The organism is Caballeronia sordidicola (genome assembly GCF_002220365.1).
Classification (GTDB): Bacteria; Pseudomonadota; Gammaproteobacteria; order Burkholderiales; family Burkholderiaceae; genus Caballeronia; species Caballeronia sordidicola_C.
The window spans coordinates 40,556-66,505 of the sequence record NZ_MTHB01000159.1; the positions used below are offsets into that span (position 1 = coordinate 40,556).

21 protein-coding genes, 1 pseudogene and 1 riboswitch are annotated in these 25,950 nt (G+C 61.8%); of the genes and pseudogenes, 9 read left to right on the forward strand and 13 right to left on the reverse strand.

Annotated features, from left to right (window positions below; all coding sequences use genetic code 11):
* Window positions 1-64: 64 nt before the first annotated feature.
* The gene (locus BSU04_RS46550) at window positions 65-211 is read right to left on the reverse strand and encodes a hypothetical protein (RefSeq protein ID WP_179258410.1); all 147 of its coding nucleotides are present in this window, start codon (window positions 209-211) and stop codon (window positions 65-67) included.
* A 1,047-nt stretch (window positions 212-1,258) separates the two neighbouring features.
* Here BSU04_RS46550 and BSU04_RS23160 point away from each other — a divergent pair.
* From BSU04_RS23160 to BSU04_RS23170, 3 genes and pseudogenes are all read left to right on the forward strand, one after another.
* Window positions 1,259-1,576, forward strand: a complete 318-nt coding sequence (locus tag BSU04_RS23160) for a hypothetical protein (protein WP_089162767.1) — start codon at window positions 1,259-1,261, stop codon at window positions 1,574-1,576.
* A gap of 107 nt (window positions 1,577-1,683) precedes the next feature.
* Window positions 1,684-3,227: pseudogene (locus BSU04_RS23165) on the forward strand (carbohydrate porin).
* A 223-nt stretch (window positions 3,228-3,450) separates the two neighbouring features.
* Window positions 3,451-4,017, forward strand: coding sequence for a cytochrome b (locus tag BSU04_RS23170; RefSeq protein ID WP_089162768.1), 567 nt, complete (start codon window positions 3,451-3,453; stop codon window positions 4,015-4,017).
* A gap of 234 nt (window positions 4,018-4,251) precedes the next feature.
* Here the strand turns inward: BSU04_RS23170 and mntP are convergent, their stop codons facing one another.
* Both mntP and BSU04_RS47835 read right to left on the reverse strand, forming a co-directional pair.
* Window positions 4,252-4,821 (reverse strand): manganese efflux pump MntP, encoded by a 570-nt coding sequence (gene mntP / locus BSU04_RS23175; RefSeq protein ID WP_089162769.1) that lies wholly within the window; start codon window positions 4,819-4,821, stop codon window positions 4,252-4,254.
* 22 nt (window positions 4,822-4,843) lie between these two features.
* A riboswitch (yybP-ykoY riboswitch) is annotated at window positions 4,844-5,023 on the reverse strand.
* A 155-nt stretch (window positions 5,024-5,178) separates the two neighbouring features.
* The gene (locus BSU04_RS47835; protein ID WP_179258406.1) at window positions 5,179-5,520 is read right to left on the reverse strand and encodes a hypothetical protein; all 342 of its coding nucleotides are present in this window, start codon (window positions 5,518-5,520) and stop codon (window positions 5,179-5,181) included.
* On the opposite strand from BSU04_RS47835, the gene BSU04_RS23180 reads away from it, so the two are divergent.
* From BSU04_RS23180 to BSU04_RS23190, 3 genes are all read left to right on the forward strand, one after another.
* On the forward strand, window positions 5,504-6,934 hold the full coding sequence (locus tag BSU04_RS23180) for a sensor domain-containing diguanylate cyclase (protein ID WP_256983237.1): 1,431 nt from the start codon (window positions 5,504-5,506) through the stop codon (window positions 6,932-6,934). The two genes, BSU04_RS47835 and BSU04_RS23180, sit on opposite strands and share 17 nt — an antisense overlap.
* Window positions 6,935-7,064: 130 nt before the next feature.
* Window positions 7,065-7,658 carry a transglycosylase SLT domain-containing protein gene (locus BSU04_RS23185; protein ID WP_089162771.1) on the forward strand — a complete coding sequence of 198 codons (594 nt, stop codon included), beginning with the start codon at window positions 7,065-7,067 and terminating at the stop codon, window positions 7,656-7,658.
* A 251-nt stretch (window positions 7,659-7,909) separates the two neighbouring features.
* The gene (locus tag BSU04_RS23190; RefSeq protein WP_089162772.1) at window positions 7,910-8,371 is read left to right on the forward strand and encodes a hypothetical protein; all 462 of its coding nucleotides are present in this window, start codon (window positions 7,910-7,912) and stop codon (window positions 8,369-8,371) included.
* On the opposite strand, the gene BSU04_RS23195 is transcribed toward BSU04_RS23190, so the two are convergent.
* The 4 genes from BSU04_RS23195 to BSU04_RS23205 all read right to left on the reverse strand — a co-directional run bounded on the left by BSU04_RS23195 (window position 8,368) and on the right by BSU04_RS23205 (window position 12,594).
* Window positions 8,368-10,575, reverse strand: coding sequence for a hybrid sensor histidine kinase/response regulator (locus BSU04_RS23195; protein WP_256983241.1), 2,208 nt, complete (start codon window positions 10,573-10,575; stop codon window positions 8,368-8,370). The two genes, BSU04_RS23190 and BSU04_RS23195, sit on opposite strands and share 4 nt — an antisense overlap.
* Window positions 10,576-10,711: 136 nt before the next feature.
* Window positions 10,712-11,071, reverse strand: coding sequence for a hypothetical protein (locus BSU04_RS46560; protein WP_179258411.1), 360 nt, complete (start codon window positions 11,069-11,071; stop codon window positions 10,712-10,714).
* Window positions 11,072-11,348: 277 nt separating this feature from the next.
* Complete coding sequence (locus BSU04_RS23200) at window positions 11,349-11,690, reverse strand: hypothetical protein (protein ID WP_089162774.1); 342 nt, start codon at window positions 11,688-11,690, stop codon at window positions 11,349-11,351.
* Between the two features lie 154 nt (window positions 11,691-11,844).
* A complete protein-coding gene (locus BSU04_RS23205) occupies window positions 11,845-12,594 on the reverse strand; it encodes a response regulator (protein ID WP_089162870.1) in 750 nt (249 codons plus the stop codon).
* Window positions 12,595-12,841: 247 nt separating this feature from the next.
* Between BSU04_RS23205 and BSU04_RS23210 the strand changes: the two genes are divergently transcribed.
* Both BSU04_RS23210 and BSU04_RS23215 read left to right on the forward strand, forming a co-directional pair.
* A complete protein-coding gene (locus BSU04_RS23210; protein WP_089162775.1) occupies window positions 12,842-13,627 on the forward strand; it encodes a response regulator in 786 nt (261 codons plus the stop codon).
* A gap of 140 nt (window positions 13,628-13,767) precedes the next feature.
* On the forward strand, window positions 13,768-15,069 hold the full coding sequence (locus tag BSU04_RS23215; RefSeq protein WP_256983252.1) for an ATP-binding protein: 1,302 nt from the start codon (window positions 13,768-13,770) through the stop codon (window positions 15,067-15,069).
* Here the strand turns inward: BSU04_RS23215 and BSU04_RS23220 are convergent.
* Window positions 15,056-17,344, reverse strand: coding sequence for a hybrid sensor histidine kinase/response regulator (locus tag BSU04_RS23220; protein ID WP_218827337.1), 2,289 nt, complete (start codon window positions 17,342-17,344; stop codon window positions 15,056-15,058). The two genes, BSU04_RS23215 and BSU04_RS23220, sit on opposite strands and share 14 nt — an antisense overlap.
* Window positions 17,345-17,937: 593 nt before the next feature.
* On the opposite strand from BSU04_RS23220, the gene egtD reads away from it, so the two are divergent.
* Window positions 17,938-18,918, forward strand: a complete 981-nt coding sequence (gene egtD / locus BSU04_RS23225) for an L-histidine N(alpha)-methyltransferase (RefSeq protein ID WP_089162777.1) — start codon at window positions 17,938-17,940, stop codon at window positions 18,916-18,918.
* A 596-nt stretch (window positions 18,919-19,514) separates the two neighbouring features.
* Here the strand turns inward: egtD and BSU04_RS23230 are convergent.
* From BSU04_RS23230 to BSU04_RS23250, 5 genes are all read right to left on the reverse strand, one after another.
* Window positions 19,515-19,811 carry an acylphosphatase gene (locus BSU04_RS23230; RefSeq protein WP_089162778.1) on the reverse strand — a complete coding sequence of 99 codons (297 nt, stop codon included), beginning with the start codon at window positions 19,809-19,811 and terminating at the stop codon, window positions 19,515-19,517.
* A 189-nt stretch (window positions 19,812-20,000) separates the two neighbouring features.
* Window positions 20,001-21,182: a hybrid sensor histidine kinase/response regulator gene (locus BSU04_RS23235; protein ID WP_089162779.1), complete on the reverse strand. Its 1,182-nt coding sequence runs from the start codon at window positions 21,180-21,182 to the stop codon at window positions 20,001-20,003.
* 32 nt (window positions 21,183-21,214) lie between these two features.
* Complete coding sequence (locus BSU04_RS23240; protein ID WP_089162780.1) at window positions 21,215-21,823, reverse strand: chemotaxis protein CheB; 609 nt, start codon at window positions 21,821-21,823, stop codon at window positions 21,215-21,217.
* Between the two features lie 2 nt (window positions 21,824-21,825).
* Window positions 21,826-22,668: a CheR family methyltransferase gene (locus BSU04_RS23245; RefSeq protein ID WP_089162781.1), complete on the reverse strand. Its 843-nt coding sequence runs from the start codon at window positions 22,666-22,668 to the stop codon at window positions 21,826-21,828.
* Window positions 22,669-22,680: 12 nt separating this feature from the next.
* The gene (locus BSU04_RS23250) at window positions 22,681-25,848 is read right to left on the reverse strand and encodes a hybrid sensor histidine kinase/response regulator (RefSeq protein WP_256983253.1); all 3,168 of its coding nucleotides are present in this window, start codon (window positions 25,846-25,848) and stop codon (window positions 22,681-22,683) included.
* Window positions 25,849-25,950 lie beyond the last annotated feature (102 nt).

The window sequence follows — 25,950 nt, forward strand, 5'->3', positions numbered from 1 at the left end:
ACCGACGTGAGTCATCCTTTGATGAAGCTCAGGAGACCCCGGACGGTGTACGCGGGAACGTTAATCAGGCGTGAAACACGAATTTGCGGAATGCGCGCCATGCGTTAGCGCAGCGATGCCGGCTGGTGGATTCCAGAGCCAGCATGCCGTTGTAGTGAAGGCGCGATTCCTGGACGTGCGGAAGGTGTGAGACGAGCAAACCGAAGTTCATGATGCTTCTCCGACAAAGCGGCTTTTCAGTGGTTGGAAAGCCAGCAGAACGAAGTTCGGACACGCAGTGCGTGTGACGAAAAGGATCTACTCGCCTTCCCTGGCAAAAGTGAAGGTGCTGCGGCGTATGGGATAACTGTCACTGTCCGGCATGGCGGCTCCTTTCTTGCGTATGCACGCACGTCATCATCCGCACGGCGCACTTTTCTTTTTTCAAAGGCGCGAGCGGAACCAGTCACGAGTGTCAGCTCGCAACGCGATTCGTATGGACGCAGGTAATCCTGGCGTCAATACGCTGTTTCAAGGTGCACGGAGTATTTACTGCGGCGCGCACCGTCTGCCTGCTGGCAAGACGGCGGCTAGGGAATCAAGCGCGAACGTCCTGCCGGTCAGGCAGAGAAAAACTTCGAAGGTCGACTACTACAACTGTCCAAGGCATTGGCCCCGTTTGTGACGATGCCCGGATTCTAGGCGCGCGCTAAATGTCGAGTCAACCCTATTCGTTAAGCAGAGCAGAAATAGTTTTGACGCGTGGTTAATGCGCTGTTGATTCGTGGTTACTGCACCCTTAGCGGATCATTTTTCACGCTAGCAGGAATATGCGAGCAATGTGCGCGTAAGCATAATGAAACGAATTACTGAATGACGTCAGCTTTGTTCCCGGCTTAATCGGACGTTGGACGGGACTGCTTTTCACTGAGTTAATGGCGTCATTTTCTGACGCCATTTTTACTTGCCAATAAGTTTGGCTCGAGAATACAATCCGCCCGTCTCATCAAAAAGGAGTCCCTCGTGGACACATGCCCTAGTAGTGGAAGTTCGATGCCGGCCAGCGCCGGCGAAGCATCCGCGAGATAGCGTCACAGGAAAACTCCTTAGCCGCTAACTCGCCTCGTCGGGTTAGCGCGCTTCATCCCGGACCGGCCTCAGGCCCGTCTGTCTGCAGCACGCTCCCCTTTGTCTGATCGCTCTTTGCAAGTTCGCTTGCAAGGCCGCGTCATGTCTTGGCACGTCGCTCGATCCAGTCGAGCTGGACGGGAGTCTGCTCATGTTTGTCATTTCGCTTATCTCGCGCATCCGTCCGGTATTACGGCCGGCCCACCACACCTTCGCTTGCAACCCATCGTCGGGCTGGGCCGAGCTTTACCTGACTACGCCGGACAAAATGTGTTCACGCCGCTTCTGGGCTGGCGTCGTTCGTGCCCTGCTGCGTAAGACCGGTTACGCCGGCGGCTCGCTCACGCCGACAGTCTGCTTGCTCATCGCGCTGACCGTTGCAGCCGTTGTTATCACAGGCGGTTTATCCGCTACCTCAGTAGGCGACGAACTCGAACGCGCAGTGCGTTTGAGCTGGTGGTTCGTCTGAGAGCGGCCGCAGCACGCACTCACTTCCTCATTCGCCTTTCCACCCGCCCTTGCACTTTTACCGAGAAAAAAATGTAGATCGTAAAACCATCTATCTCTCCACACACCATGAATAAAAACCTTAAGAATTTGCTTTCGAGTTTTCTTGAAGAAACGCCAACGCCAACGCCAACGTCCTGCGCTGCGCAAGCACCGCGCCTATCAAGCAGAGCACGATCAAGTGTTCGCAACGGGGTTTCCGTATTAGTGTCGCTAGGCGCGCTATCCACCGCTGCCGCACAGACGAGTGTCGACGCACCGGGCGCAGACACCGCCGACGCACAACCCGCTGACACGCAAGCAGCACCGGCGCCAACCGGGCTTTGGGACCGCTCGACCTTGTTCGGGGATATGGGAGGGCTGCGACCATGGCTGGGTAATTACGGCGTCACCCTCGGCGTGCAAGAGACCAGCGAATATCTGCGTAACCTGTCCGGTGGCGTGGCGCGTGAAGGTGCGTATGACGGCCTCACCCAAGCTTCGCTCCAGATCGATACATCGAAAGCATTCGGCCTGCCGGGCGGTACGTTCAACGTCTCCGGCCTGCAAATTCATGGTCGCAACCTGAGCCAGCACACGCTGCTCACGCTACAGTCTGCAAGTGGCATAGAAGCAGACGCAAGCACTCGACTGTGGGAGCTTTGGTACCAGCAGTCCCTGCTTGACGGACGGGTCGATGTAAAGCTTGGCCAGCAAAGTCTCGATCAGGAATTCATGGTCAGCCAGTACGCCACGCCGTTCATGAACGCTACGTTCGGCTGGCCCGTCTTGCCGTCCGTCGACCTGCCCTCGGGCGGCCCCGCTTACCCGCTGTCCTCACTCGGCGCTCGTTTCAGGGCGAAGCCATCGGACGCAGTGACCGTGCTCGCAGGTGTGTTCGACGGCAACCCGGCCGGGAGCAATAGCGGGGATCCGCAAAAGCAGGATAGTCACGGCACGAACTTCAATCTGGGCAACGGCGCGTTGTTCATTGCGCAAGTGCAGTATGCGATCAATCAGCCGCCGGCCGATGCGAAAGCGCCTCAGCCAAGCGGACTTCCAGGCACCTATGAACTCGGCCTCTGGTACAACTCCCAGAACTTCGCCGACCTGCAGCACGACACGAACGGCTTGTCGCTTGCCAACCCCGCGTCCAACGGAATTCCCGCACGTCATCGCGGCGACTACGGCGTCTACGCCGTCGCCGATCAGATGATCTGGCGTCCAGGCGCGGACAGCCCCCAGTCAGCCGGTGTATTCGCCCGCGCGATGGGCGCGCCCGGTGACCGCAACCTGGTCGACCTCGGCGTGAACGCGGGCGTCACGCTGAAAGCGCCGTTCAAGGGCCGGGATAACGATATTGCCGGACTGGCTATTGGCTACGCCAGGATCGGGTCGAATGCGCAGGGCCTCGATCGGGATACCGCATCGTTCTCCCACCGGGGTATCCGCAGCGCAGTGCTGAAACGATCATTGAAGCGACCTATCAGTACCAGGTCGCGCCGTGGTGGCAGTTGCAGGCCGACTTTCAATACGCGTTCCGGCCGGCCGGAGGAATTCCTAACCCCGCGAATCCATCCGAGCGCGTGCATGACGAAGCGGTGGTCGGCGTACGCACCGTCGTTAATTTTTAAGAAACAGGTGTCTTCCTGGTCTCGGTCTCGGTCGCAGGAACAGGAACAGGAACAGGAACAGGAACAGGAACAGGAACAGGAAGTCTTCCGGTATCTGGTCTGCTCATGTGGGGCTGCTTCTCGTCGGATGAATCCAATTGGGGTAATGTGGAACATCCCGTGGAGCAACCCGTAGGGAAAAGGCGAGTCGCGGCCCACCGCGAAACCAACCGAAGGAGGCGACATGAACATCGCGAATTCTTCCGCCCCGCCGCGTGATCCAATCGCCGGCGTGCCGCGTTATTCGTCCGCGCAGATCGCTCTGCACTGGGTAATCGGGCTGGCGATCATCGTCATGCTCGGCATTGGTCTCTACATGGTCGGGCTGCCGAAAGACCTCGCTTTCAAATCGAGCCTGGTCAACTTCCACAAGTCGCTTGGGATCACCATCTTCCTGCTTGTGCTGATTCGCATCGTGGTTCGCCTGGTTGCAGGCCCTCCTCCGCTTCCGCCAATGCCCGCATGGCAACGCGCCGCCGCAAGCGTGACGCAAGGTCTTTTATACGTGGCGATGATCGTCATGCCGCTAACGGGTTATCTTGGCTCGTCATTCAACAAGTTCAGCACGCGCTTCTGGGGCATCCCGCTCCCAATGTGGGCCTGGGACGACCCCGGCTTGCGAAAAATTTTCTTCACGGTACACACGATCAGTGCCTGGGTGTTGATCGCACTGATCGTGCTGCATGTGGCCGGTGCGCTCAAACATCAGTTGGTAGACCGCGACCGCCTGATGGAAAGGATGCTGCCATGACGCAATCGCATGCATCCGAAGCGCAGCTATTTCGCAACCCTTATTAATTAATTAAGCATCCTGACGATCAACAAGACCCTCATTTTGGCGCTCGTCTTGGCATTGGCACTCTCAGCCCGGCTGCCGGCACCGACCGACGGACGTGCGCTCTACTCGAGACATTGAACGCGGTAGCGGCAAGGGTCTCCGCGCACAAGAAGGAGCCTTACCGCATGCCGACCGTCATCCGCTACTTCAACTCATATAGCCAAGATGCTCGGCCAGGATTACCGACCCGATAACAACAAGAATGACCCCGCCCGCAATCTCGGCGCGCTGCCCCACGGCCTTGCCCAGAAAACGCCCGACCATCACGCCCAGGGTCACCATGATCAGCGTCGCCAATCCGATAGTCGCGGCGGTCGACAAGATATTCACATCGATAAAAGCGAGTCCCGCTCCCACCGCCATCGCGTCGATACTCGTGGCGAACCCGGTGAGCGCCAGCAGCCAGAAACCGTGGCTGTTGGGCTTCTCGACTTCCGTCGTGGGCGCGCGCAGGCCCGAGGTGATCATACGTACGCCGAGCACGAGCAGCAGGCTGAACGCGATCCAGTGATCCCACGAGGCGACATACGGAGCGGCGGCCTTGCCTAGCGCCCAGCCAACCAGCGGCGTGATGGCTTCAATCACGCCGAAGATCAGGCCGGTACGAAGCGCCTCGCGAATTCGCGGACGATGCAGGGCGGCGCCCTTGCCGACCGCAGCGGCGAAGGCGTCTGTCGACATGGCGAAGGCGAGCAGGAGAGTAGAAGCAATATTCATGGGGATGTCAGGATGTGGTTATGCGTTCGGGCCGGGCAAGAACATACGATGCAGCGGCGAGCCCGACCGGTTTCGCCGATACATCGATGGTCTTGCCAACCAAAAAGCTAACGGCGGCTCATGCCACGGTTCGATTGAACCAAGCGTGTTGACATGAGCGCTTCCAGCAAGTGGAAGCCGGCTACTCCCCAAAGACGAATGGAGGCTACCATGCTCGAAATGAATTTGTAAGCTTTCCCCGGCAGCGTGAAGGGATACTTCCGGGCCGCTTCTGCCATGCGCATCGACACGGATCAAGGGTCCACACCGGTCCACAGAAAGGACGAACCCAGATAATCTTGCCGGTCGACAAAACCGTCACGAAAGTTCAAGCCGATACAATGCGGCCAGCCAAGAATGGCGAGCCTCCCGATCGAACCTCCCGCGCGATGCCAAACCCGAAATCCAAACCGCTGCATGACAGTGCGTGCCCAGCGCCGCACCGCGCTCCGTGCCGCCGGTCCAGGCATCGTCTTCGCCGCCCATGCCTTGTGAGCCGAGCGCGATGAACCCCGCCTCTCCCCCAGCGGCAGGTTTAAGGAAGCGCCGCATCAGGTCTCGCTGGACGGCGGTCGGGATGGCAAGCGCGCTCTCCCGCCATCCGATGGTCGCGGGTGTCGTGGGTACCGTGGTCGCGGTGCTGATGGCGAGCTTGTCCATAGCGACCTTGTATCAGGGGCGCCAGGGCGTGCTCGACCACGCCCATGAAACATCGGCGAATCTCGTCGCGATCATCAGCAGCGACCTCGCCCGCAATGTCGAAATCTACAATCTCTCCCTCAACGCGATGGTCGAAGGCGCGCAGAACCCGGCCATGACGGCACTCTCGCCCGCCCTGCGCGGCCAGATTCTCTTCGACCGCGCGATCTCCGCGGCCTACATCACCGGCGCCTATGTGCTGGACGCGCACGGCAGGGTCACGGCGGCGAGCAAGGACGTCCCCCTGCTCGCGGCCTCTTTCGCCGACCGCGAATATTTCTACGCCCAGCAACGCAGCCCCTCGACCGGCCTGTTCTTCTCGCATCCGTTTGCGTCGCGTTTGCGCGGCACGCCGACAATCGGCATGAGCCGGCGCGTCAACGCGCCCGACGGTTCGTTCGCCGGGATCGCGCTGCTGGCAATGAACGTCGCGTATTTCAACTCACTGCTCGATAAACTCAACGTCGGCGCCGAGGGGTCGATCTTTATCGTCTATCAGGACGGTACGATGATCGCCCGCAAGCCTTTCCACGAAGACTTGGTCGGGCGCAACGTCGCCATCTCGCCCACCTTCTCGCGCATGGTGAATGCCACATCGGGATCGTACGCGGCCATCTCCCCGGTCGATCACGTGCGCCGCCTCTACACGTTCTCACATGTGCCGGGGACACCGTTTATCGCGGTCGTGGCGCCGGCCGAAGGGGATGTGTTAAGACAGTGGCGCGAACGCAGCCGGGTCGTCGGCGCGCTGACGCTGCTGTCGGGGATGAGCTTCGTCGCGGTGTCGTGGCTGCTTGCGCTGTCGCTGCGCGAGCGGGCCCGCGCACAAGAGGAACTCGTCCGGCTGGCCGGCACGGATGCGCTCACCGGCCTGCCGAACCGGCGCGCGTTCGACGAACGCATGGACGACGAATGGCGCCGCGGACGCCGGGCGGGCACGCCGTTGTCGGTGCTGTTCATCGACGTGGATTATTTCAAGGCCTACAACGATACCTACGGCCACGCACTCGGCGACGACGCGCTCGCCACCGTCGCGCACAGTATTGCCACGACTGTGCGCCGTCCGGGCGATGTCCCGGCGCGCTACGGGGGCGAAGAGTTCGTCGTTCTGCTGCCCGATACCCCCCTGGAGGGCGCACGGCATATTGCCGAAGCGATCCGGCAGGGCGTGCAGGCCTGCACGATCCCCCACCGGGCCAGCGCGCTCGGCACGGTGACCATCAGCATAGGTTGCGCGACGGCATCGCCGCCGGGCCTGGGCGGTGCGTATGGCCTGCTCGCCGCCGCCGACCAGCAGCTCTACAAAGCGAAGGCCGCAGGGCGCGACTGCGTCCGGCCGCTCGCCCACGCGGCGGCGCCGGTAGTGAGTGGCTGAGCACGCCGGCAGGCATGCCCAGTACTGGCCGACGGCGCCCGGACCCGCTTGGGCGACCCAGCAAACACATGATTTGCAAGGATTTTTCTCATCGGTATAATGCGACCTTCCCTTCCGAGGCCACTTCCCCATGAGCAGACTCCTTTGGCTCGCTGCGCTGACCTTCGGCGCGACGCTAGGACCGATGCAGGGCGCGGTGGCTCAGGAACGTGCCCCGGAAGCCGCCCAGCAAGATGCAGCAGCCAGCGACGCCACCGTCGAGGCCACTCATCAGGTCTCCCAGTTGATCTCCCAGTTGATCTCCCAGAAGTTCGGCGTCGCGCGGGCAAAAGCTGAGCAGATTTCGGCCGCGGTCATGTCAGCGGCATCGAAATACTCACTCCCTCCCGCCCTCCTCCTCGCCATCATCTCCGTTGAATCCCGCTTCAAGGAAAAAGCCCGCGGCGCCAATGGCGCAACCGGGCTGATGCAGGTCGTGCCGGCCGCGCACAAGCAACTCGTGCGCAACATAGACCTGACGGAAGCCACCGCGAATATTGAAGCGGGATCGGCGATTCTCCACGGTTATGTGCAATCCGCTCGTGGCGATGTGGGCGCAGCCCTGAAGAGCTACGGCGGCTCGAAAGCCTACGCGGAAAAGATCAGCCTGCGAGCCAAGGCGTTCGCTCCGCAATTCGGCTCGGGCACCGATGCCGGCACCAACACCGAAACGACCGGCGACTGACGCTCCGCTTCAGCGCTCTGCAGCAATATCCCCCCAACTCCCTCTCATTGCATGGCGCCTTGCCTCCACGCCCGGCGCGGACCGGTTTTTGCTGTCCTTACTCGGGGCCGACCGCACTTCCAATGGACAACAACAGTGCAATTGCCGCCCCCGCGACCAAGCCTGAACACGGTTGAGCCCGCTGCCGCCTGCTTTCGATTCTCCGACGCGTCACTCGTTGGCTAACCGATCGCCTCACTTTCGAGGAATCCGTGACACGACGCCCTTTTGAAGCGGACCAGGAACAGTTCGCTTTATGGCAGCCCAAGCGCCTGCCCACGCTCATGCCCGCCCGGCGTGTCGTGATCGCGCACCGCGACCCGATGATCGGCGAGTCGTTCGTGTTGCTGCTCGGTTTGAAGGGACTGGCGGCGCAGCACGTGAGGGACGTGGACGCGCTGACGATGCTGATCGAAGACTGGCATCCGCAGGCGTTGATGATCGATACCCGCCTGGGAACGGGCGAGCACAGCGGTTTCGTGCGCAGGCTCTGCGATAACCCCCGCCACGCCGGCACCCTGCTTCTCGCGTTGAGCAACTTCCTTCCGGAGGATTGCGTCCCGGTATTGCAGGAGGCAGGCTTCGACGGTCATTGCCGCCGCCCGTGTCCGATGTGGCGTGTCTCGGAAGTACTCGCCGACTTTTTCGCCCCGAATGGCGTGTCGATGAGTTAGCGCAGTACCAGTTCCCGCAGTTCGTCGATATTGAATGGCTTCGCGAGAATGGTCACCCCAGTATGGCGCGCGCGCTCGAATTCGTCGGCATAACCGGTCATCAGGGCGATCCGCTGTGAGGGCCAGGTGCCGCGCACTTTTTCAGCCAGGTCGATGCCATTTAGCCGGCCAGGCATTTGTATATCCGACAACACCAGGTCAAAGCGGCTGCCTTCGTTGAGCAAGTCGAAGGCTTTGTCGGCGGTGAGTTCGTGACGCACGTCGCAGCCAAAGGTCGCGAGCACCGCTGCCACGCCCGCCGCCACTTCCTCGTTGTCTTCCACCAGCAAGATCGAACCCGGATGCAGCCGTGCCGGCGCAGCCTTGTCCTGCGAATCCGGCGAATCCGGCGTATCCGACGGATCCGCCGTATCCGCCGTGTGGGTTGCGTCGTTCGGTGCAGTCACCGGCGCGGCGGCCGGACCGTGGTATCGGGGCAGATAAAGCCGCACGGTCGTGCCGCGCCCCAGCACGCTGTCAAGGCGCGCGGTGCCACCCGCCTGCTCGCATGCCGCCTGCACTTGCGCCAGCCCGAGGCCCGTGCCTGAGCCGCTCAGCTTGGTCGTGAAAAGCGGCTCGAAGGCACGCCGTGCGGTCGTTTCGGGCATGCCGTCACCGCTGTCGGTGAAAGCGAGCAGCGCGTATTCACCGTCGGGCAAAACGTTGTCGGCCGTCACGCGAACGTTCTGGCTGCGGATGACAAAACGGCCGCCGCGAGGCATTGCATCGCGGGCATTCACCGCAATGTTGATGATCGCAAACTCAAGTTCCGTGGCGTCCGCGCGAACCTGCCACATGTCCGGTGGCACTTGCACTTTCACCTGGACCTTTTCGCCAGCCGCCGTTTCGATCAGCCCGGCCGCCGCGGGCAGCCAGACAGCCAGATCGATCGGCTCCTGCTTGAGCGGTTGCTTGCGTGCGACGCTGAGGAGGCGTCGTGCGAGCGCTTCGGCACCAGCGGTCGCGCGCTCCACGGCCAGGACTTCCCTTTCAAGCCCATTGAAATTCTTGCGCCGCGCAAGCTCCATGTTCGCCGCCACCACCATCAGCAAATTATTGAAGTCGTGCGCCACGTTGGCGACCAGATTGCCGAGCGCACCCATGCGCCGCAACTGCCGGCTGGATGCCTCGGCCGAGAGCCGCATGGCGACTTCCGCCTGCCAGCGCTCCCATGCGGCCTGTTGCGCCTGCAACTGGCGCAACGAAAAGAGCACGAGCAGCCAGACCGCGACGCACGGAGCCGCCGTAATCACGGCGATCAACGTGTAGTGCTGCCGCCACTCCGCAAAGATCGCGTCGGTCGGAATGGCGCTTGTCACGTAGAGCGGGTAATCCCCCACGCGACGAAACGCCACCACGCGCTCCACGCCGTCAATACTGGAGCGTATCCGCAAGCGTCCGAACAGCTCGTTGTTACGCATGGCGCTGGTGAAAGCCACGTCGCGGGCGTGCGTGATGCCGGCGCGGTTGGGCGGCTCGCGCACGAGAATGCCGCCGTCGCGGCGAAACAGGCCGACGCTCATGCCGGGTTCACCATTCGACAGATCGCGATAAAAGCCTGCGAAATAATCGCGTTTGAGCGCGATCGACACGACGCCCGCAAAACGGCCGTCGTTCAGGCTACGCCCGACGCTGGTCGTAAATACATCAGCTTGCTGGACGCTGCCGAGCAGCGGTAGGGAGAAATAGGGGTCCGGGCGGATGGAGCGCGCAGAGATGAAGTCGTCGCGATTGGCAATGGAGACCGCCGGCACCGGAAAGTAGCGGTTGCTGGCGAGCATCTCACCCGTCACGCCGAAAATGGTGATGCCCGCCACCTGGGCAAACGATTCGCCGATCACGCTCAGGCGATCATGGATGGCTTTCTGATTGGCGTGGATCTGGGCGTCGTCGCTATCGGCGAGCATTTCCACAATACGCGTCGAGATTTCGCGGTTGAGGTCGAGCACCTTGACGGCTTGTTCGTCGGCGACGCGGGCCACGCGGTCGGCGATATCGTCCGATTCGGTCATGCGGCGCTGGTAATCGTAATAACCGTAGCCAAGCAGGAATACGATTGGAACCAGGATCGATACCGCCAGCACGACTAGCAGGATCCGCCGCGTCGCGGCGAAATTGCGCAACGGCAATGGCAAGTCGAGAGCAGCGGAATCCGAAGAGTGCAAAGCGTCAGGGCTCCAAGATTGGGTTCGCTCGCGCCACGGTTGGTCAGATCGCGCTCGGGGCAGATCTGCCAGCAGCCAGCAACTGGCAGACCCCTCAAGCCTGATTACCCAGGGCCAAGCGAAACGCCCGATCCTGTTACTGCGGCTTCGACATTGTCCCACTACCATTTGGCGATGCAGTGGTCGAGTTGCTATTTGCGCTGGAACCATTGCTCTTCATGTTAGGCGTGGAGCCTGTTCCCGTACCCATCCCGCCACCCACTGCGTTACCCCCCGGGGCACCGCTCATTCCCGCCCCGTTGGAGCCACCCGCATTGGCCCCACCCATTCCACCGCCGCCGCCCACGCCTGCGCCACCGGCCGAGCCTCCGCCTGCTGAACCGCCTCCAGCGCCGCCTCCGCCCGCACCGCCTCCCCCGCCCGCCTGCGCATAGACACCGCCCGACAGACCCAGCACCAGCGCAGACACCAAAATCTTCTTCGTCACGTGTTTCATTGCCGCCTCCTTGAACTTCCGTTGAGTGCGTTGCGCAGGACTCAAGTCGCAACGCTCGCTCTCAAGCTAGTGCAAGGGGCATGCCGCACATGCCGCTATTGTATAAGCGGTAACGCTTGCCTGGCGGGCGTTTCGGCAATCCTGTGCCAGCAGTACATGTGACCTTGGAGTGGCTCTTTGACCAGCTTTTGCCCCGAATGTCGGTTGATTTCAGGGCGTTCAAAACAAAAAAACCGGGCTTGTCAGCCCGGTTTTGTCATTGCGAAGCGGCTAGGACTTACCAGCCTTGTTGCTGGTAATACCCCGCCTGCGGTTGCGGGCCGCACGGTACATAAGCACGGCGATAGTCGTCAAAGCAGTATCCCGGTGGCGGACCAGGCTGGTAGGCCGGCTGTGCATAAACAGGTTGCGCATAAACCGGCTGATACACCGGCTGCGCGTAGACAGGTTGTGCGTAGACCGGCTGAGCCACCGCGGACCCCACCAGTGCACCAATCACGGCGCCGCCCAGCAGTGCGCCCACAACCGCACCGCCGTCTCCGCCACCCCCGTGCGCAGACGCCTGACCCGACATGGCAAGACTTCCGGCCAACACCAACACTGCTGCTACGCGTTTCATTTGAGTTCTCCAGATCCCGTGGTCGGGACTATGGAACTGATCTTATGCGGGTACAGAAGAAATAACTGATGCAGTTGGTAACGGATCATTTCAGCGGATACATATTCGCGAGCGGCTTTTTGCGGACAAAACCCTGCAAGACTCGGCGCTTCGTTCACGCTTCGGTCGATGCCCGCCGGATCGCCCGTTCTACGGCGCCGGTCTCGCCGTGCGGCACGAAAATGTAGCCCTGTCCCCAGACCGTCTGGACATAGCGGGGATCGGATGGATCGGCTTCCAGCAAGCGCCTCAACCTCCATATGGACACGTCGAGGCTGCGGTCCCTATACGTTCCGGCCTGACCGCGCAGCTTCTCGTTCAACTGCGCACGCGTGAGCACCACCATTTCGTTTTTCACGAAGATCTTCAGCGTCGCAAATTCGCCGGATCGCAATGGCACCCGTTCCCCGTTGTGACGCAGCTCACGCGCGGCAAAATCGACTTCATAGGGGCCAAAGCGGTAAGGCGGCCGGTCCTCCGGCGCGCCCGGCGCCGCCGCGTCGCGACGTCTCAGGACCGTACGGATGCGGGCTAGCAGTTCGCGTGGATCGAAGGGTTTGGCCAGGTAATCGTCGGCGCCCAGTTCGAGGCCGATCACGCGGTCAATCACATCTGAGCGAGCCGTCAGGAAGATCACGGGGATGTCGTCGCCGGCCGCACGCAATTCGCGCAACGCACTGATGCCATCCTGCTCGGGCATCATCACGTCGAGCACGACAATTGACGGCCGCTCGACATCGAGACGTCGCTTAAGACCCGTACCGTCGTGCAGCACCGAAACTGCAAGGCCGTTGCCTTGCAGATATTCGCGAACGAGGTCGCGCACTACGGGGTCGTCGTCGACGAGAAGAACATGATGGGTCATGCGATTCATTCTAAGACGCCAAAGCGCCTTTTCGCGACACTGATTCCTTTCCGCTTCTTTCATCGAATTGCACGGCAGGGAAGTGCTTAATAGATCTGACCAAAGCGCTTAGCCGCCCGGGTCAACGCATACAGGCTTTTCAACCCGCCCTTCCCGGTCATTTTTGCAAGGGTTTTGGGTAAGAATCGGTAACCATCTTTGAGTAGATGAAAAACCGTAGGTTTTAGATGCCAGCTAAAATTTCACCATGACTACATCCGTATTGATCGTCGACGACGACCCGGCGGTATGCGACCTGCTCAGCCGCTTCCTGAAAGCGCGCGGGCTGGACGTTTCCGTCCTTCACGATGGCACCGGCCTGCGCCGGCGGCTGGAATATGCACGCCCGTCCATCGTGGTGCTCGACATCATGATGCCGGACATGGACGGCCTCGCGGCACTTCGCCAGGTGCGCTCCGCCGGTGACGACATCCCCGTGATCTTCGTCACCGCGCGCGACAGCGTGACGGACAAGGTGGAAGGGCTGGAACTCGGCGCGGACGATTACCTGGCCAAACCCTTCGATCCGCGCGAACTGCTCGCCCGTATAGACACGGTATTGCGGCGGCGCGCGCCCGCATCGACAGGACGGCCCGAAGCCTGCGCAAGCGAACGCTTCGGCCGCTTCGAACTCGACTTCGTCACGCGCGCGCTGGTAAGCGGCAACGAGCGCATCCCGCTGCGCGACAGCGAATTCGCGTTGCTCAAGGTGCTCGTACGGCATCCGTACAAGGTCCTGTCTCGCGTGCTGATCCACGACCTTGTGCATCGCGACGACAGCACCTTCAGCGACCGCAGCCTCGACGTGCCTATCTGGCGGTTGCGCAGAATTATCGAGGAAGATCCGGCCAGCCCGCGCCATGTGCAGACCGTGCGCGGCCAGGGTTATGTGTTCATTCCCGATCCTGACGGTGCGCGCAACACGAACGCGGCGACCCAATCAGTGCCGGCCATCCCCGCTACCTCCACGCCCGATCGCGCTTCTACGGTATGAGACTCTTCGGCACGGCGCCAGGTCACGGCCCGCGCGGGATCCAACGCGCCCGCAACGGGTCAGGTCATGCCGGGCCGGTTCGCCTCTTGAGTCGCAACCGTTCGGGTCGCGGCAATCCGTTCAATACGCTGTTCGGGCGCATGGCGCTCATTTCGCTGGTCGTGCTGTTTGCCGTGCAGGCCTGCTGGTTCACGGTGCTTACCGTGCAGCGGCCGCATCACGACGCAGAAGGTTATGCGCGTGGATTGATGCTTGTACTCGCCGCAGCCAACGACGACGCACGTCAAGGCGTGCGGCTCGCGCCCGCGTTGAGCGTGCAGTTGGTGTTGTCCTCGAACCTGCCCGAAGGCATCACGTTGCGCGAGCCCGACAACGGCCCCGTCGTGCATTTGTTGCGCGAGTTGAGGAACGTGCTGCCGCCGGGCACGCGGCTCGCCGTCGATGGCCCGAAGCACGCGCAGCGTCTCTGGGTGCGTTATCCGAACAGTCCGAACTGGATCGTGACGCCGGTTGACCTGCCACCCGCACCGCCTATTCTGATTGAATCGGTGGGTATGTTGCTGGCGGCCGTGATCCTGTCACTGGTCGCAGCGTGGCAACTGCAGCGGCCGTTGTCGCGCGTGGCGCAAGGTGCGCGGCAGTTCGGTGCGGGCGAGCGCCCGGTTCCGGTAGATGAGCGCGGACCGCGTGAGCTCCGCGACCTGATCCGCGCATTCAACCAGATGATGCGGCGAATCAACGATGCCGACGACGAGAAAGCCGTCATGCTCGCCGGCATTGCGCATGATCTGAAGGCGCCGCTCACGCGCCTGAAGCTGCGTGCGAGCGTCCTGGTACAGGACGATGCCGAGCGCGCACATTTCATTCGCGACATCGACTCGCTGACGCGCATCGTGCAGCAATTCCTGGAATTCGCGGCCAACGCGCCGACGAGCGGACCGGCTATCAACGTGGACGATTTTCTCGCGGAGCAGTTCGCGCAAGACGAAGCCGGCGACAGCCCACTGTTTCGCCTCGACCTGGGCGCTGGCGATACATTCCACTTGCCGCGCACCTTGCTGGACCGGCTAGTGACCAATCTGGTCGATAACGCGCTGGAACATGGCGCGCCGCCCGTCGACATCAGCACGGGCAAGCGCAATGGCGAGTGGTTCATCACGGTGCGCGATTACAGCGACGGAATCCCGCCCGAGCGTCTGGACGATGCCCGCAAGCCGTTTGTCCGCCTGGACCCGGCGCGCGCGGGCGATGGTCATTGCGGACTGGGACTTGCCATCGTCGGACGTCTCGCGCACGAGCTCGGCGGCCGCTGCGATATCGGCAACGCGGCAGAGGGCGGCCTGACCGTGCGTATCGTCATTCCGATGGACGAACCCGACCGCGCGGGCTGCGGCCCAGCTTTGCACACCGCCCGTGTGCCCGAAGCCGTCATGGCTTCCTGAACACCGCCTGTTCAAGCTCATCGAAGTTGAATGGCTTAGGCAGCAGGGTCGCGCCGCTCAGCTCGTCGCCAAGTTCAGCCGCAATGCCCGTCCCATAACCCGATGCCAGCACCACATGCACGCGTGGCTGCATGCGCTTCATCACGCGCGCCAGATCGAGGCCTGACATGCCGGGCATGCGGACGTCAGTGAGCAGGACATCGAATAATTGCTGGGCGATCACGTCGAGCGCGGCCTGCGCACTATCCACCGCCAGCACTTTTGCGTCGAGCAACTCCAGCAACTCGCGCGTCGCCTCGCGAGTGTTGGCGTCGTCCTCCACGATCAGGACCCGTAGTGGCTGAAGTGGCTGAGGTTCAGGCGCGGCAGCAGCGTGCGGCACCTCTGGCACCTTCGCCACGTCCGGCTTATCGGGCGCCTCATAAACCCGCGTGCGGAACATCCAGCGCACCTTGCGCGCCAGTGCATCCCGCCGATACGGCTTGCTGATCAACGCCACGCCCGGATCGAGCCGGCCACCGTGCACGATCGCGTTTTCGGTGTAGCCCGATGTAAACAACACTTCCAGCGCCGGCAGCATTTCCTTCGCGCGCCGAGCGAGTTCGACGCTGCGCATCGGTCCCGGCATCACGACGTCGCTGAACAGCAAATCGACGTGCACGCCGCTTTCGAGCACACTCAACGCGCTCTGGGCATCAACAGCCTTCAGCACCTGATAACCCAGCTGGGTCAGCATGTCCACGGCAGTGGCGCGTACGTTCGGGTCGTCCTCCACCACCAGGATCGTTTCCGTGCCGCCCGTCACCGGATCATTTGCGGCTTCCACGCGCACAGCCTCTTCTTCCATCGAGCGCGGCAGATAAAGCTTGACCGTCGTGCCGTGGCCCGGCTCGCTGTAGAGCTTGATATGGCCGCCGGTCTGCTTCATGAAGCCGTACGCCATGCTCAAGCCCAGGCCGGTGCCTCGACCTTCTACCTTGGTCGTATAGAAGGGCTCGAAGGCGCGCGCGAGGATCTCCGGCGTCATGCCGCAACCGGTGTCGGAGACGGCAACCATCACGTACTGGCCGCTCGCCAGGTCCTCGTGATGGCGCGTGTACTCGTCGTCGAGCATCGCGTTGCCGGCCTCGATGGTCAGGCGCCCCGCGCCGTCCATCGCGTCACGCGCGTTGATCGCCAGGTTCACGATCACGTTCTGCAAATGATTCGGATCAGCAAGCGTGTTCCACAAGCCGCCCGACACCACCGTTTCCAGTTCGATGGTTTCGCCGAGCACCCGGCGCAGCATGTCGTCAGAACTGCGCAGCAGCCGCGAAATATCGAGCGCCACCGGTTCAAGCGGCTGCCGGCGCGCAAACGCCAGCAATTGCGACGCGAGCTTCGCGCCGCGCTCGACTGCTTCGTGCGCGCAGGTGAGGCGCCGCGTCAGCGTTTCGTTACCGTTCGATTCCTGCACGGCGAGCTGCAGATTTCCGCCAATCACCTGCAGCACGTTGTTGAAATCGTGGGCCACGCCGCCGGTCAGTTTGCCGACGGCTTCCATTTTCTGCGATTGCGCCAGCGCAGCCGCCGTCTCGTGCCGCTCGGCTTCGCTCGCCCGCAACGCCGCCACCGCCTCTTCGACGCGGCACTCCAGCGTCTCTCGATGCCGCTCAAGTGCCTCACTCAAGCGCTTTTGCTCCTGCAGCGCGGCGTCGAGTGAACGCACGCTGAGCACGCGCTCCGTGATATCGCGGGAAATCGATACGAACCATTGCGCACCGGCTGGCTCGTTCACCGGCGACACCGAGACGTCCCAGTATTTCGGCGTGCCTTTCGCCGTCGGGCAGAGCGCTTCGAAGCGCGAATGATGGCCTTGCCGGGCGTTATCGATTGCCTCGACCAGCAGATGCCGGGATTCCTCCGGCCACAGCGACGCCCACGACTTGCCCTTGAGCGGCGCGAAGTCATCGATTTCCATCAGGCAGATGCCGTTGGCGTTCATGAATTCGAGCGTACCGTCGAGCCGCAGGATCTTGATGCAATCCGTGCTGCCATTCAGCACACTCAGAAAAAACCCGCCGGAATCAAGCGAAAAGGCAGCGTCGTTATCGGACTGGTGATCACTAGAGGGCGCGCTTTCTGGCTCGGGCACAGCCGGGATAGCGCCATGAAAACCGAACGGTTTGTCGGCAGGCGCCGCAGGTTCGGGCTGCTCGACCGGCGTCGGGATGCTGTACGCGCCCGTGTCGTCGAGACGTGCGATCACGGGATCGGGACTAGCTGAGTCGGTCATGAATCGGGCGCTGAAGAGAGAACGGCGAGGACAGCGCAAGGCATTTTCAAGTCGATGCGCTGCAACGTGAACGGAAATGGAAAGCAAGCATTGCGCCAGTGTGGGGAAGCGGAGCCACACGCGTGGCAAAGCTCTTGCAGCGCTTGCTTCACGCGGAGATCGCCCCACGGCGTTCACAGAGCACGTGTAAAAACCAACCCGGTGGTGGGTAGTTATTGCGAAATGGCCTAATTCCGGGATGACTTTAGCGGGATATCGAAGACACCGGTACAGCCGACTACCACCAGTATTTGATAGCGGGGCCTTGACCTATATTAGTGAATGTCCCGTCGGCTTCCGGCGGGTTCTGCTTGAAAAGACGCGTTTCGGATCCTTTAGCGACATGGCTAGCGTGATGATGCACGCCCTTGCATCCGGATTTGAAGGCGCCGTGCGCGCTTCTTGCTCACCCAAAGGCTTCGCTCCCCGGCCGCGTGGCGCCTGGCACGGCCGGAACTGCGATCTACCCATTCTCGTCAGGTGTTTTCGACCCGTAATTCTCGTCATGGATAACCCGCCGCGCGCGCTGCGACGCGGCAACATGGAGACGTCTCATGCCTCAAGCCACGACGCAGGCCGTTCAGTCGCCGCGCTTTTCCTCCCCGTTTGCCGCAGCCGTACACGAAGGCCTCACGCACGCCCCGCAAAAAGAATTGCCGTCGATGTATTTGTACGACGAAGTTGGCTCCGCCTTGTTCGAAGTCATCACCACGTTGCCGGAATACGGCGTGACGCGCGCTGAGGAGCGAGTGTTGAACGCGCATGCTGCCGATATCGTGGCCGCGTTGCCGCGAAATGTGAGCGTCGCCGAACTCGGTAGCGGCAGCGGCCGGAAAACGCGGAAAATCCTGGAGGCGCTATGCAAGAAGCGCCCGACCGAATACTGTCCGATCGAAATTTCGCCTACCGCGTTGCAATTGTGCCGGCGCGAGTTAGGCGATATTGAACGGATTTCGATCGTGGGCTACGAGCGCGATTATCTGGCCGGGCTCGCGGAGGTCAGCGCCAACCGTAAAGAGGGCGAAGTTCTACTCGTGCTGTTTCTCGGCAGCACGATCGGAAATTTCGCGCGGCTGGCAGCCACGCGGTTTTTGAAATCGATTCGCGGCATGCTCCAGCCGGGCGATTCGTTGTTGCTCGGGATGGATTTACTCAAGCCGCTGGATGTGCTGATTCCGGCGTACGACGATCCTATTGGCGTTACGGCTGCGTTCAACCTGAATCTGCTTGCGCGGATCAATCGCGAACTGGACGCGGACATTCCGCTGGACGCGTTCGAGCATCTTGCGCGCTTCAATCCCGATGCCCGCAGCGTGGAAATGCATTTGCGTGCGAAGCGTCCGGTGAGAGCAACCATTCGCGCGGCAGGATTAAGCGTGGAATTCCGCCAGGGCGAGACGATCTGGACGGAGAGCAGCCACAAATATCTTCCCGGGGAAGTGGGGCCGTTGGCTGCGGATGCGGGATTCGAAGCCACGAGGCAGTGGCTCGACGACGAATGGGGATTTGCCGAGAGTTTGCTGGTGGCAAAGTAACGAGGTGGGTTGCTCGCGATGGACGTGGGCAGGCGTTGGACAGAGCGCTCCGGGCTTGTTTGAAGTCCGGAGCGCTGCCGTTTTGGTCCTGATGGACTGGACCCGGCGCGACACAACGGATGACGAATCCTTTACATAAGACTGGCCGACGACGTGAGCGTGTCAAAGAAACGAGTCGTGTAAAAGTATCCGGGGCAATGCTCAGTATGACTTACCAATATGTTATCCAGTCGTAACAGCTTTTAGAGATACAAATGCAAAGAGCCCCGAGATAGGGACCCTTTGAAAGCTGGAAAACGGCAGGCGGAACATCCCCTTAGCACGAGGTAGTCGGGGACTAGCGCAATTTATTGCTCTGCGCTACCACTGCCTCAGAATCCCGGATGATTCTGTGCCCGATTGAGTAGACCCGTCCATTCCGGAAAGGCCCCCCAAAGGTTCTTGCAACCAGCCCGCCCAGTCTAGCGTCCTGACACCCTGAGGTCAGGAATCCAGACCCAGCCACCTGCCGAAAAATGGTAATTTGTACTTGCTCGACGAGGTTCAACTCAGGAGATAGGGAGCCAAAATCGCCCTGGTTTCTTGTCGAGAACCCCTCAATGCTGCTCGAACCGTTCAAACCGCTTCTCGATATACCGCTCCTCGCTGACCAGATCCGTGACCCGCGCATGCGGCGGCCCCCGGCGCAACCATTCAAGCATCAGGTCGACCTGATTCGCCGGTCCCTGGATCATCGCTTCAACCGATCCGTCCTCCAGGTTGGCTACCCAGCCGCGAACACCGAGCGCATGCGCCCGGCGCAACGTCGCATGGCGGAATCCCACCCCTTGCACCAACCCCTTCACGTGCACGTAATACGTCTCTATTCGAATATCCAGGTCTGGACTCGGCATGTTTGCTTCTCCCGATTAGTGCTGATTCGCCACGCCGCCAGGCTTGTGCCCGAGGCACGTCCGGCAAACGCCATCAGGCCGCATTTTAGACAAGACCAGGAAAACCGGCAGTGACGATGGGATTACCGTGACCAAGCAGCGCGCAATCAGCACATGGCACAAAGCTGCGATTTGCGCATCGGCCTACCCTCACCCCAGCCGGAACGGCTGTGCCCCCTCGGCCGTGTCACCACCCACCCGCCGCGCCACCGCTTCGCGCGGCAACGTGACTTCGAATACCGTGCCGCTCTCCGCGTCGGAGCGAACTTCCACGCGCCCGCCATGCATCTGCGCAATCTCGCGCGTGATGTAGAGGCCAAGTCCAAGCCCGCCAGTTTCCTGCTGCGGCCGTCCCGAGCGATACGGCGCAAAAATGGTCGGCAAGACATCGACGGGAATCTCGCCTGCGTTTTGCACGCTGATCAAAACGTCGTCGGCAGCGTCACCGTTCAGACGCACCTGAATGGTCGAACCGTCACGCCCATGAGTCAGCGCGTTGCCGATCAAATTCGAAAACACCTGCGACAACAGATCGCCATCGCCTTGCAACAGCGTATCGCCATCGCGGAAAATAAAGATGCGGCCCTTGCCCACCCGCGCCTCGTATTCTTCAACAATATTTTTCGCCAGCGTCATCAACTCCACCGTCCGCGGCTGCAGCGTGACGCGCCCGCCGCGCAGCCGTGCGAGATTGAGCAACTGGTCAACCATGCGCACCATCCGCATGCCGCTGCTCTTGATGCGCGTGCCGATATTCGCCACATTCTCATCCGGCACGAACCGCGCAAGATATTCCGCCGATGCAATCACCGCCGACAACGGCGTACGCAGATCGTGGCCGAGCACGGCCATGAGCATTTCGTTGGCGTCGAGGAGTTGCTGGACGGTCGCGAGTTGCGTGGCGAGCTGCTGCTTCTGCTTCTCGATCTGGATGAACACATCCACCTTCGAATTCAGGATCCGCGAGTCGTAAGGCTTGTACAGGAAGTCCACCGCGCCCGCTTCATAACCGCGAAACGTGCGACCGGTGTCCTGCGCGGTCGCGGTCAGGAAGATGATCGGCACATGCGCCGTACGCGGACTGCCGCGCATCAGTTCAGCCAGTTCGAAGCCGTCCATGCCCGGCATGTTGACATCGAGAATGGCGAGCGCAACTTCGTGCTTGAGCAACAGCTCCAGCGCGGCCGGCCCCGAGCCGGCCGCGAGTACCGAGATGTCCGGGCGCGCCAGCGACGCTTCCAGCGCAGTGATGTTGTTCTGCACATCGTCCACGATCAGAACGTAAATGGGCGGCCTGAGCGGCTGCCTGACAGATTGCCTGATGTGTTCCATTAGAGGAGTTCCATTAGCGTGTCAGCTCCAAGTCAACCGGGTTCGCGGCGCGTGCCCGCGGCCAAGCGCGCCAAACGAGCGGTCATGACGTCGAGCGTGAGAATGTCGTGCACGCCGCCGCGCGCGATGGCGCCGAGCGGCATCGCATTGGCCACGGCTGTGTCCGGATCTTGCACCCAGCAGCGTCCACCCGCCCGCGAGATCGCGACCAGCCCGCGCGCGCCGTCGTCGTTAGCACCGGAAAGCACAATGCCGAGCAGCGTATCGGCAAAACACAGCGCCGCCGATTCGAACAGCACATCCACCGACGGCCGCGAAAACCGCACCGGCGGATCGACGGAAAGGGCAATCGTGCAATCCGGCTCGACCAGCATGTGATACCCCGGCGGCGCAACATAGATCGTGCCGCCGGCGATCTCGTCCTTGTCGTCGGGCTCGACGACCGGCAACTGGCAGCGCGCGGAAAACAGCGCGGGCAGCAGGCTGGGTGGCTCGCTCCTGACATGTACGACCACCAGCACGGCAGGGCGAAAATTGGCCGGCAGTGCAGGCAGAATGTGATTCAGTGCTTCGATGCCCCCCGCCGATGCCCCAATCACGATGGCTTCGATGGCATCCAGGGAATCGGTCGACGGCGTCATCGCTAGACCTTTTGATACAAACGCTCGCGCGCATCGAAATCGGCGAAGCTTCCCGCGTGTTTCGAAAACCGCAGACTCTCTTTGCTGCCGAGCCCAAGAAATCCGCGCCGCACCAGCGAATCGCTGAAAAGTCCCAGTGCACGGTCCTGCAGCGCGCGGTCGAAATAGATCAGCACGTTGCGGCACGACACCAGATGCGCTTCGAGAAAGACACTGTCGGTGGCAAGGCTGTGATCGGCGAACACCACGCGCGACTTGAGCGTCTGCGAAAATTTAGCCGCGCCGTAGGCCGCGTGGTAGTAGTCGGAGAGCGAGCGTTTGCCGCCGGCCGCCAAGTAATTCTGGCTGAAACTGGCCAGCCGATCCAGCGGATAAATACCGCTTTCGGCCTGGCGCAAGGCGTCGGCGTTGATATCGGTGGCGTACAAAACCGTACGGTCCGCAATGTTCTCCTCAGCGAACAGAATGGCGAGTGACCACAGTTCCTCACCGCTGCTGCACCCTGCCACCCACACCTTGATGGACGGATACGTCTGCAAGATCGGCACGACCTGCTCGCGAATGGCGCGGAAATACAGCGGGTCGCGGAACATCTCGCTGACCTGCACCGTCAGGTACTGAAACAGGCGCGCGAACAGCGTGGCGTCGCGAAGAATGCGCTCCTGCAACTGCGACATCGTCGTGAAACCCAGATCGTGCAGCGCCTGCGTCAGGCGCCGGCGCAGCGAACTCACCGAATAATGGCGGAAGTCGTGCTGGTACTTCAGATAAACGGCTTCGAGCAACAGCTTCAACTCGATGTCGAAGATCGCCTCTTCCGTGTCCTTCAGGGTTCGATGTGGCATGGCGGATCGTGGCTATCGTTGACGCAACCAGACACGACACAGCGACACCAGCTTGTCGACGTCGATCGGCTTCGAGATATAGTCGTCCGCGCCTGCTTCCAGGCACTTCTGGCGATCACTCGCCATCGCTTTCGCGGTCAGCGCGATGATCGGCAACCGCGCATGATCGGCGTTCTTGCGGATCTCGGTCATGGCGGTGAGCCCGTCCATTTCGGGCATCATGATGTCCATCAGCACGAGGTCGATGTCCGGATGGCGGGCAAGCGAATCCAGCGCCTCGCGGCCATTACGCGCGATTTCAAGCTTCGCGCCCAGCGGCTCGATCACATGCGACAACGCGAAGATATTGCGGACATCGTCTTCGGCCAGCAGGATCGTGCGGCCCTCGAATACGTCGTCGCGCTGGCGCGCCGCGCGCAGCATGCGCTGCTGCTCGGGCGGCAACGCACTCTCCACGCTGTGCAGGAACAACGTCACTTCGTCTACCAGACGTTCCGGCGACTTCGCGCCCTTGATGATGATCGACTTGGAATAACGGCGCAGACGCTGCTCTTCGTCCGGCGACAGCACGCGCCCCGTGTACACGATTACCGGCGGCGATGCATGCTCCTCCGACGTCGATACCCGCTCCAGCAAGTCGTAACCGGAACCGTCCGGCAAGGCGAGGTCCATCACGATGCAATCGAAGGTCACGCGGTTCATCTGCTCCAGCGCTTGGGCAATCGTCCCGGCCTCCACGATCTCGACCGTCGCGCTTTTCAGCAACGCGTGGATGCTCTGGCGCAGCGCGGGGTCGTCCTCGACCACCAGCACGCGCCGCGTGCCTTGCGCCGAGCGCGCTTCGAGCTTTCGGATCGCGCCCGCCAGCGTGTCGCGCGCGCTCGGTTTGAGCGTATAGCCGATCGCGCCGAGATGCAGCGCGACATCGGCATGATCCGTCGACGAGACGATGTGAATCGGGATGTGGCGCGTGAGGGGATCGTGCTTGAGCCATTCGAGCACGGTCAGGCCTGACTGGTCGGGCAAACCGACATCGAGCAGGATGCCGTTCGGTTGCAGGGTGCGGGCCAGTTCCACACCTTGTGTCGCGGTGGTCGCGTGCACGAAGTCGAATTCGAGTTCATGCGCGAGGTCGTGCAGGATGTGCGCGAAACGCACGTCGTCTTCAATCGCCAGGATCACGCGGTCCGGGCGCTTGCGGTTGGCGCGGTCGTCGGCTATGGGTTGCGGCGCCGGGTAGTTCGCATTCGGCGCGCGCCAGGACGACGGCCCATGAGCAGAAGAAGCCGATGCCCTTGCCGCGAGGTGCACCGGCGCGTGGCTCTGCACGACGCCGGCGCTCACCGCCAAGGCTGTGTCCGCCGCGCCGTTTGCCAAGGCAGCCTCCGGCTCGCTCATGGGCCCGATCACATCAAGTTTCGCGGTGACCGTGCCTTCTTGAACGGCCAGCGGCAGCGTGACTGAAAACACGCTGCCCTTGCCCGGCTCGCTCGATACGCTCACTGAACCGCCCAGCAGCCGCGAGAATTCCCGCGATATCGACAAACCCAGGCCACTGCCGCCGTACTTTCGGCTGGTCGTGCCATCGGCTTGCTGGAACGCCTGGAAAATCAGGTCCTGCTTGTCGCGCGCAATGCCGATGCCGGTATCGCGCACATCGAAGCGAAGCGCATTTTCATTGTTATCCGCCTTCTGCACCGAGACCGTCACCTGGCCCTGCTCGGTGAACTTGAACGCATTCGATAACAAGTTGCGCAGGACTTGCTGGAGACGCTGGTTATCGGTGACGAAATACTCCGGCACGCCTTCCGCGCGTTCGGTGACGAGCTTCAGCCGCTTCGAATCGGCGACAGGCGCGAACGATTGCCGCAACGACTGCAACATCCCGTCGATGGCAACCGGCGCGAACTGCACGTCCATCTGTCCTGCTTCCACCTTCGACAAATCCAGGATGTCGTTGATGAGCGACAGCAGATCACTGTTCGACGAATGAATGGTCGCGGCGTAGCGCACCTGTTCGTCGGAGAGATTGCCGTGCTTGTTGTCCTGCAAAAGCTTCGCGAGAATCAGCGAACTGTTCAGCGGCGTGCGCAACTCGTGCGACATGTTCGCGAGGAATTCGGACTTGTACTGGCTCGCCCGTTCCAACGCCAGCGCGTTCGATTCCAGTTCCTTTTGCGCGCGCACCAGTTCCGTTTTCTGCCGTTCGAGATGCTGTGTGTATTCCTCGAGATGCACGTTGGTCTGCTCGAGCTCGGCCTGTTGCGTTTCCAGCCGCGCCTGCGTTTCCATCAAGACCCGGCCGCGCTCCTCGAGCTCTTCATTCGATACCCGCAGCTCTTCCTGCTGAACCTGCAATTCCTCGCTCTGGCGCTGCGTCTCCTCCAGCAAATCGACCATTCGCGAACGATACTGCGCCGAGCGCAGCGCCATGCCCATTGCTTCGGCGGCGTTTTCGAGGAGCTCGCGGGTATCGTCCACCGCGTTTTCATCGCCGACAAACCCCACTTCCAGCACGCCGATCACTTGGCCATCGGCCATCATGGGCGCGACCACGCAATGGCTCGCAGGCGCCGATGCCAGCGCCGAGCCGACCGTCAGGAAATCCGATCCCGCCCCCCTGACCTCGATCGCCCGTTTCTCGTCGAGCACCTGCCCGAGCAGCCCCTGGCCCCGCTCGATCCGCTGCGGCACGGCGTTCTCGGCAGGCAGCGCCCAGGTAGCGATACGCTCGAGTGCATTGCCTTCACGGCTGTAAAGCACGGCGACATGCGCGCCCACATACGGCACGAGCGAGCCGAGGATGCCGTTGGCAACGGCAGCGGGGGCGAGATCGCCGCGCGTCTGCAAGCCGATCTGGACTTCGCCCTGCTTGAGCCATGCGCTGCGTTGCAGGTTCAGCCGCGTTTTGATATAGAGATGCCCCACGGCGGCCAGCACGAACATCACGATCACGCCGATCACGCGGTTGATTTGCAGCGCGATCGGTCCGGTGAGCGCGTCGGCGTTCGTGAGGAAATAACCCGTGAACATCAGCACGGAGGCCACGCCGGCGGTCATGAACGGCACGGTGGGCCGGTCGGCCCACATGCAGAGCGCGACCGGCAGCATGTAGAACACCCAGATGGCGACGCGCAGCGGCGTGAGCCAGTCGACCGCAAAGACGATCAGGAGCAACATCGCGATCGCGAAGTACAGCCACACGGATCGATTTCGACTGTCTATGAACATTGGCTGAAGAGTTTTCTTTAAATTTGGGGTCTGGCGGACTTAAGCAGCACC

Excerpts from the sequence above, each read along its gene's own strand:
- BSU04_RS23215 (WP_256983252.1), top strand. The coding sequence starts at position 13,768 with ATGGCGCTCATTTCGCTGGTCGTGCTGTTTGCCGTGCAGGCCTGCTGG.
- BSU04_RS23205 (WP_089162870.1), bottom strand. The coding sequence starts at position 12,594 with ATGACCCATCATGTTCTTCTCGTCGACGACGACCCCGTAGTGCGCGAC.
- egtD (WP_089162777.1), top strand. The coding sequence starts at position 17,938 with ATGCCTCAAGCCACGACGCAGGCCGTTCAGTCGCCGCGCTTTTCCTCC.
- BSU04_RS23240 (WP_089162780.1), bottom strand. The coding sequence starts at position 21,823 with ATGACGCCGTCGACCGATTCCCTGGATGCCATCGAAGCCATCGTGATT.
- BSU04_RS23245 (WP_089162781.1), bottom strand. The coding sequence starts at position 22,668 with ATGCCACATCGAACCCTGAAGGACACGGAAGAGGCGATCTTCGACATC.
- BSU04_RS23220 (WP_218827337.1), bottom strand. The coding sequence starts at position 17,344 with ATGACCGACTCAGCTAGTCCCGATCCCGTGATCGCACGTCTCGACGAC.
- BSU04_RS23230 (WP_089162778.1), bottom strand. The coding sequence starts at position 19,811 with ATGCCGAGTCCAGACCTGGATATTCGAATAGAGACGTATTACGTGCAC.
- BSU04_RS23180 (WP_256983237.1), top strand. The coding sequence starts at position 5,504 with ATGGCGAGCTTGTCCATAGCGACCTTGTATCAGGGGCGCCAGGGCGTG.
- BSU04_RS47835 (WP_179258406.1), bottom strand. The coding sequence starts at position 5,520 with ATGGACAAGCTCGCCATCAGCACCGCGACCACGGTACCCACGACACCC.
- BSU04_RS23210 (WP_089162775.1), top strand. The coding sequence starts at position 12,842 with ATGACTACATCCGTATTGATCGTCGACGACGACCCGGCGGTATGCGAC.
- BSU04_RS46550 (WP_179258410.1), bottom strand. The coding sequence starts at position 211 with ATGAACTTCGGTTTGCTCGTCTCACACCTTCCGCACGTCCAGGAATCG.
- BSU04_RS23160 (WP_089162767.1), top strand. The coding sequence starts at position 1,259 with ATGTTTGTCATTTCGCTTATCTCGCGCATCCGTCCGGTATTACGGCCG.
- BSU04_RS23235 (WP_089162779.1), bottom strand. The coding sequence starts at position 21,182 with ATGGAACACATCAGGCAATCTGTCAGGCAGCCGCTCAGGCCGCCCATT.
- BSU04_RS46560 (WP_179258411.1), bottom strand. The coding sequence starts at position 11,071 with ATGAAACACGTGACGAAGAAGATTTTGGTGTCTGCGCTGGTGCTGGGT.
- BSU04_RS23170 (WP_089162768.1), top strand. The coding sequence starts at position 3,451 with ATGAACATCGCGAATTCTTCCGCCCCGCCGCGTGATCCAATCGCCGGC.
- BSU04_RS23250 (WP_256983253.1), bottom strand. The coding sequence starts at position 25,848 with ATGTTGCTCCTGATCGTCTTTGCGGTCGACTGGCTCACGCCGCTGCGC.
- BSU04_RS23185 (WP_089162771.1), top strand. The coding sequence starts at position 7,065 with ATGAGCAGACTCCTTTGGCTCGCTGCGCTGACCTTCGGCGCGACGCTA.
- BSU04_RS23200 (WP_089162774.1), bottom strand. The coding sequence starts at position 11,690 with ATGAAACGCGTAGCAGCAGTGTTGGTGTTGGCCGGAAGTCTTGCCATG.
- mntP (WP_089162769.1), bottom strand. The coding sequence starts at position 4,821 with ATGAATATTGCTTCTACTCTCCTGCTCGCCTTCGCCATGTCGACAGAC.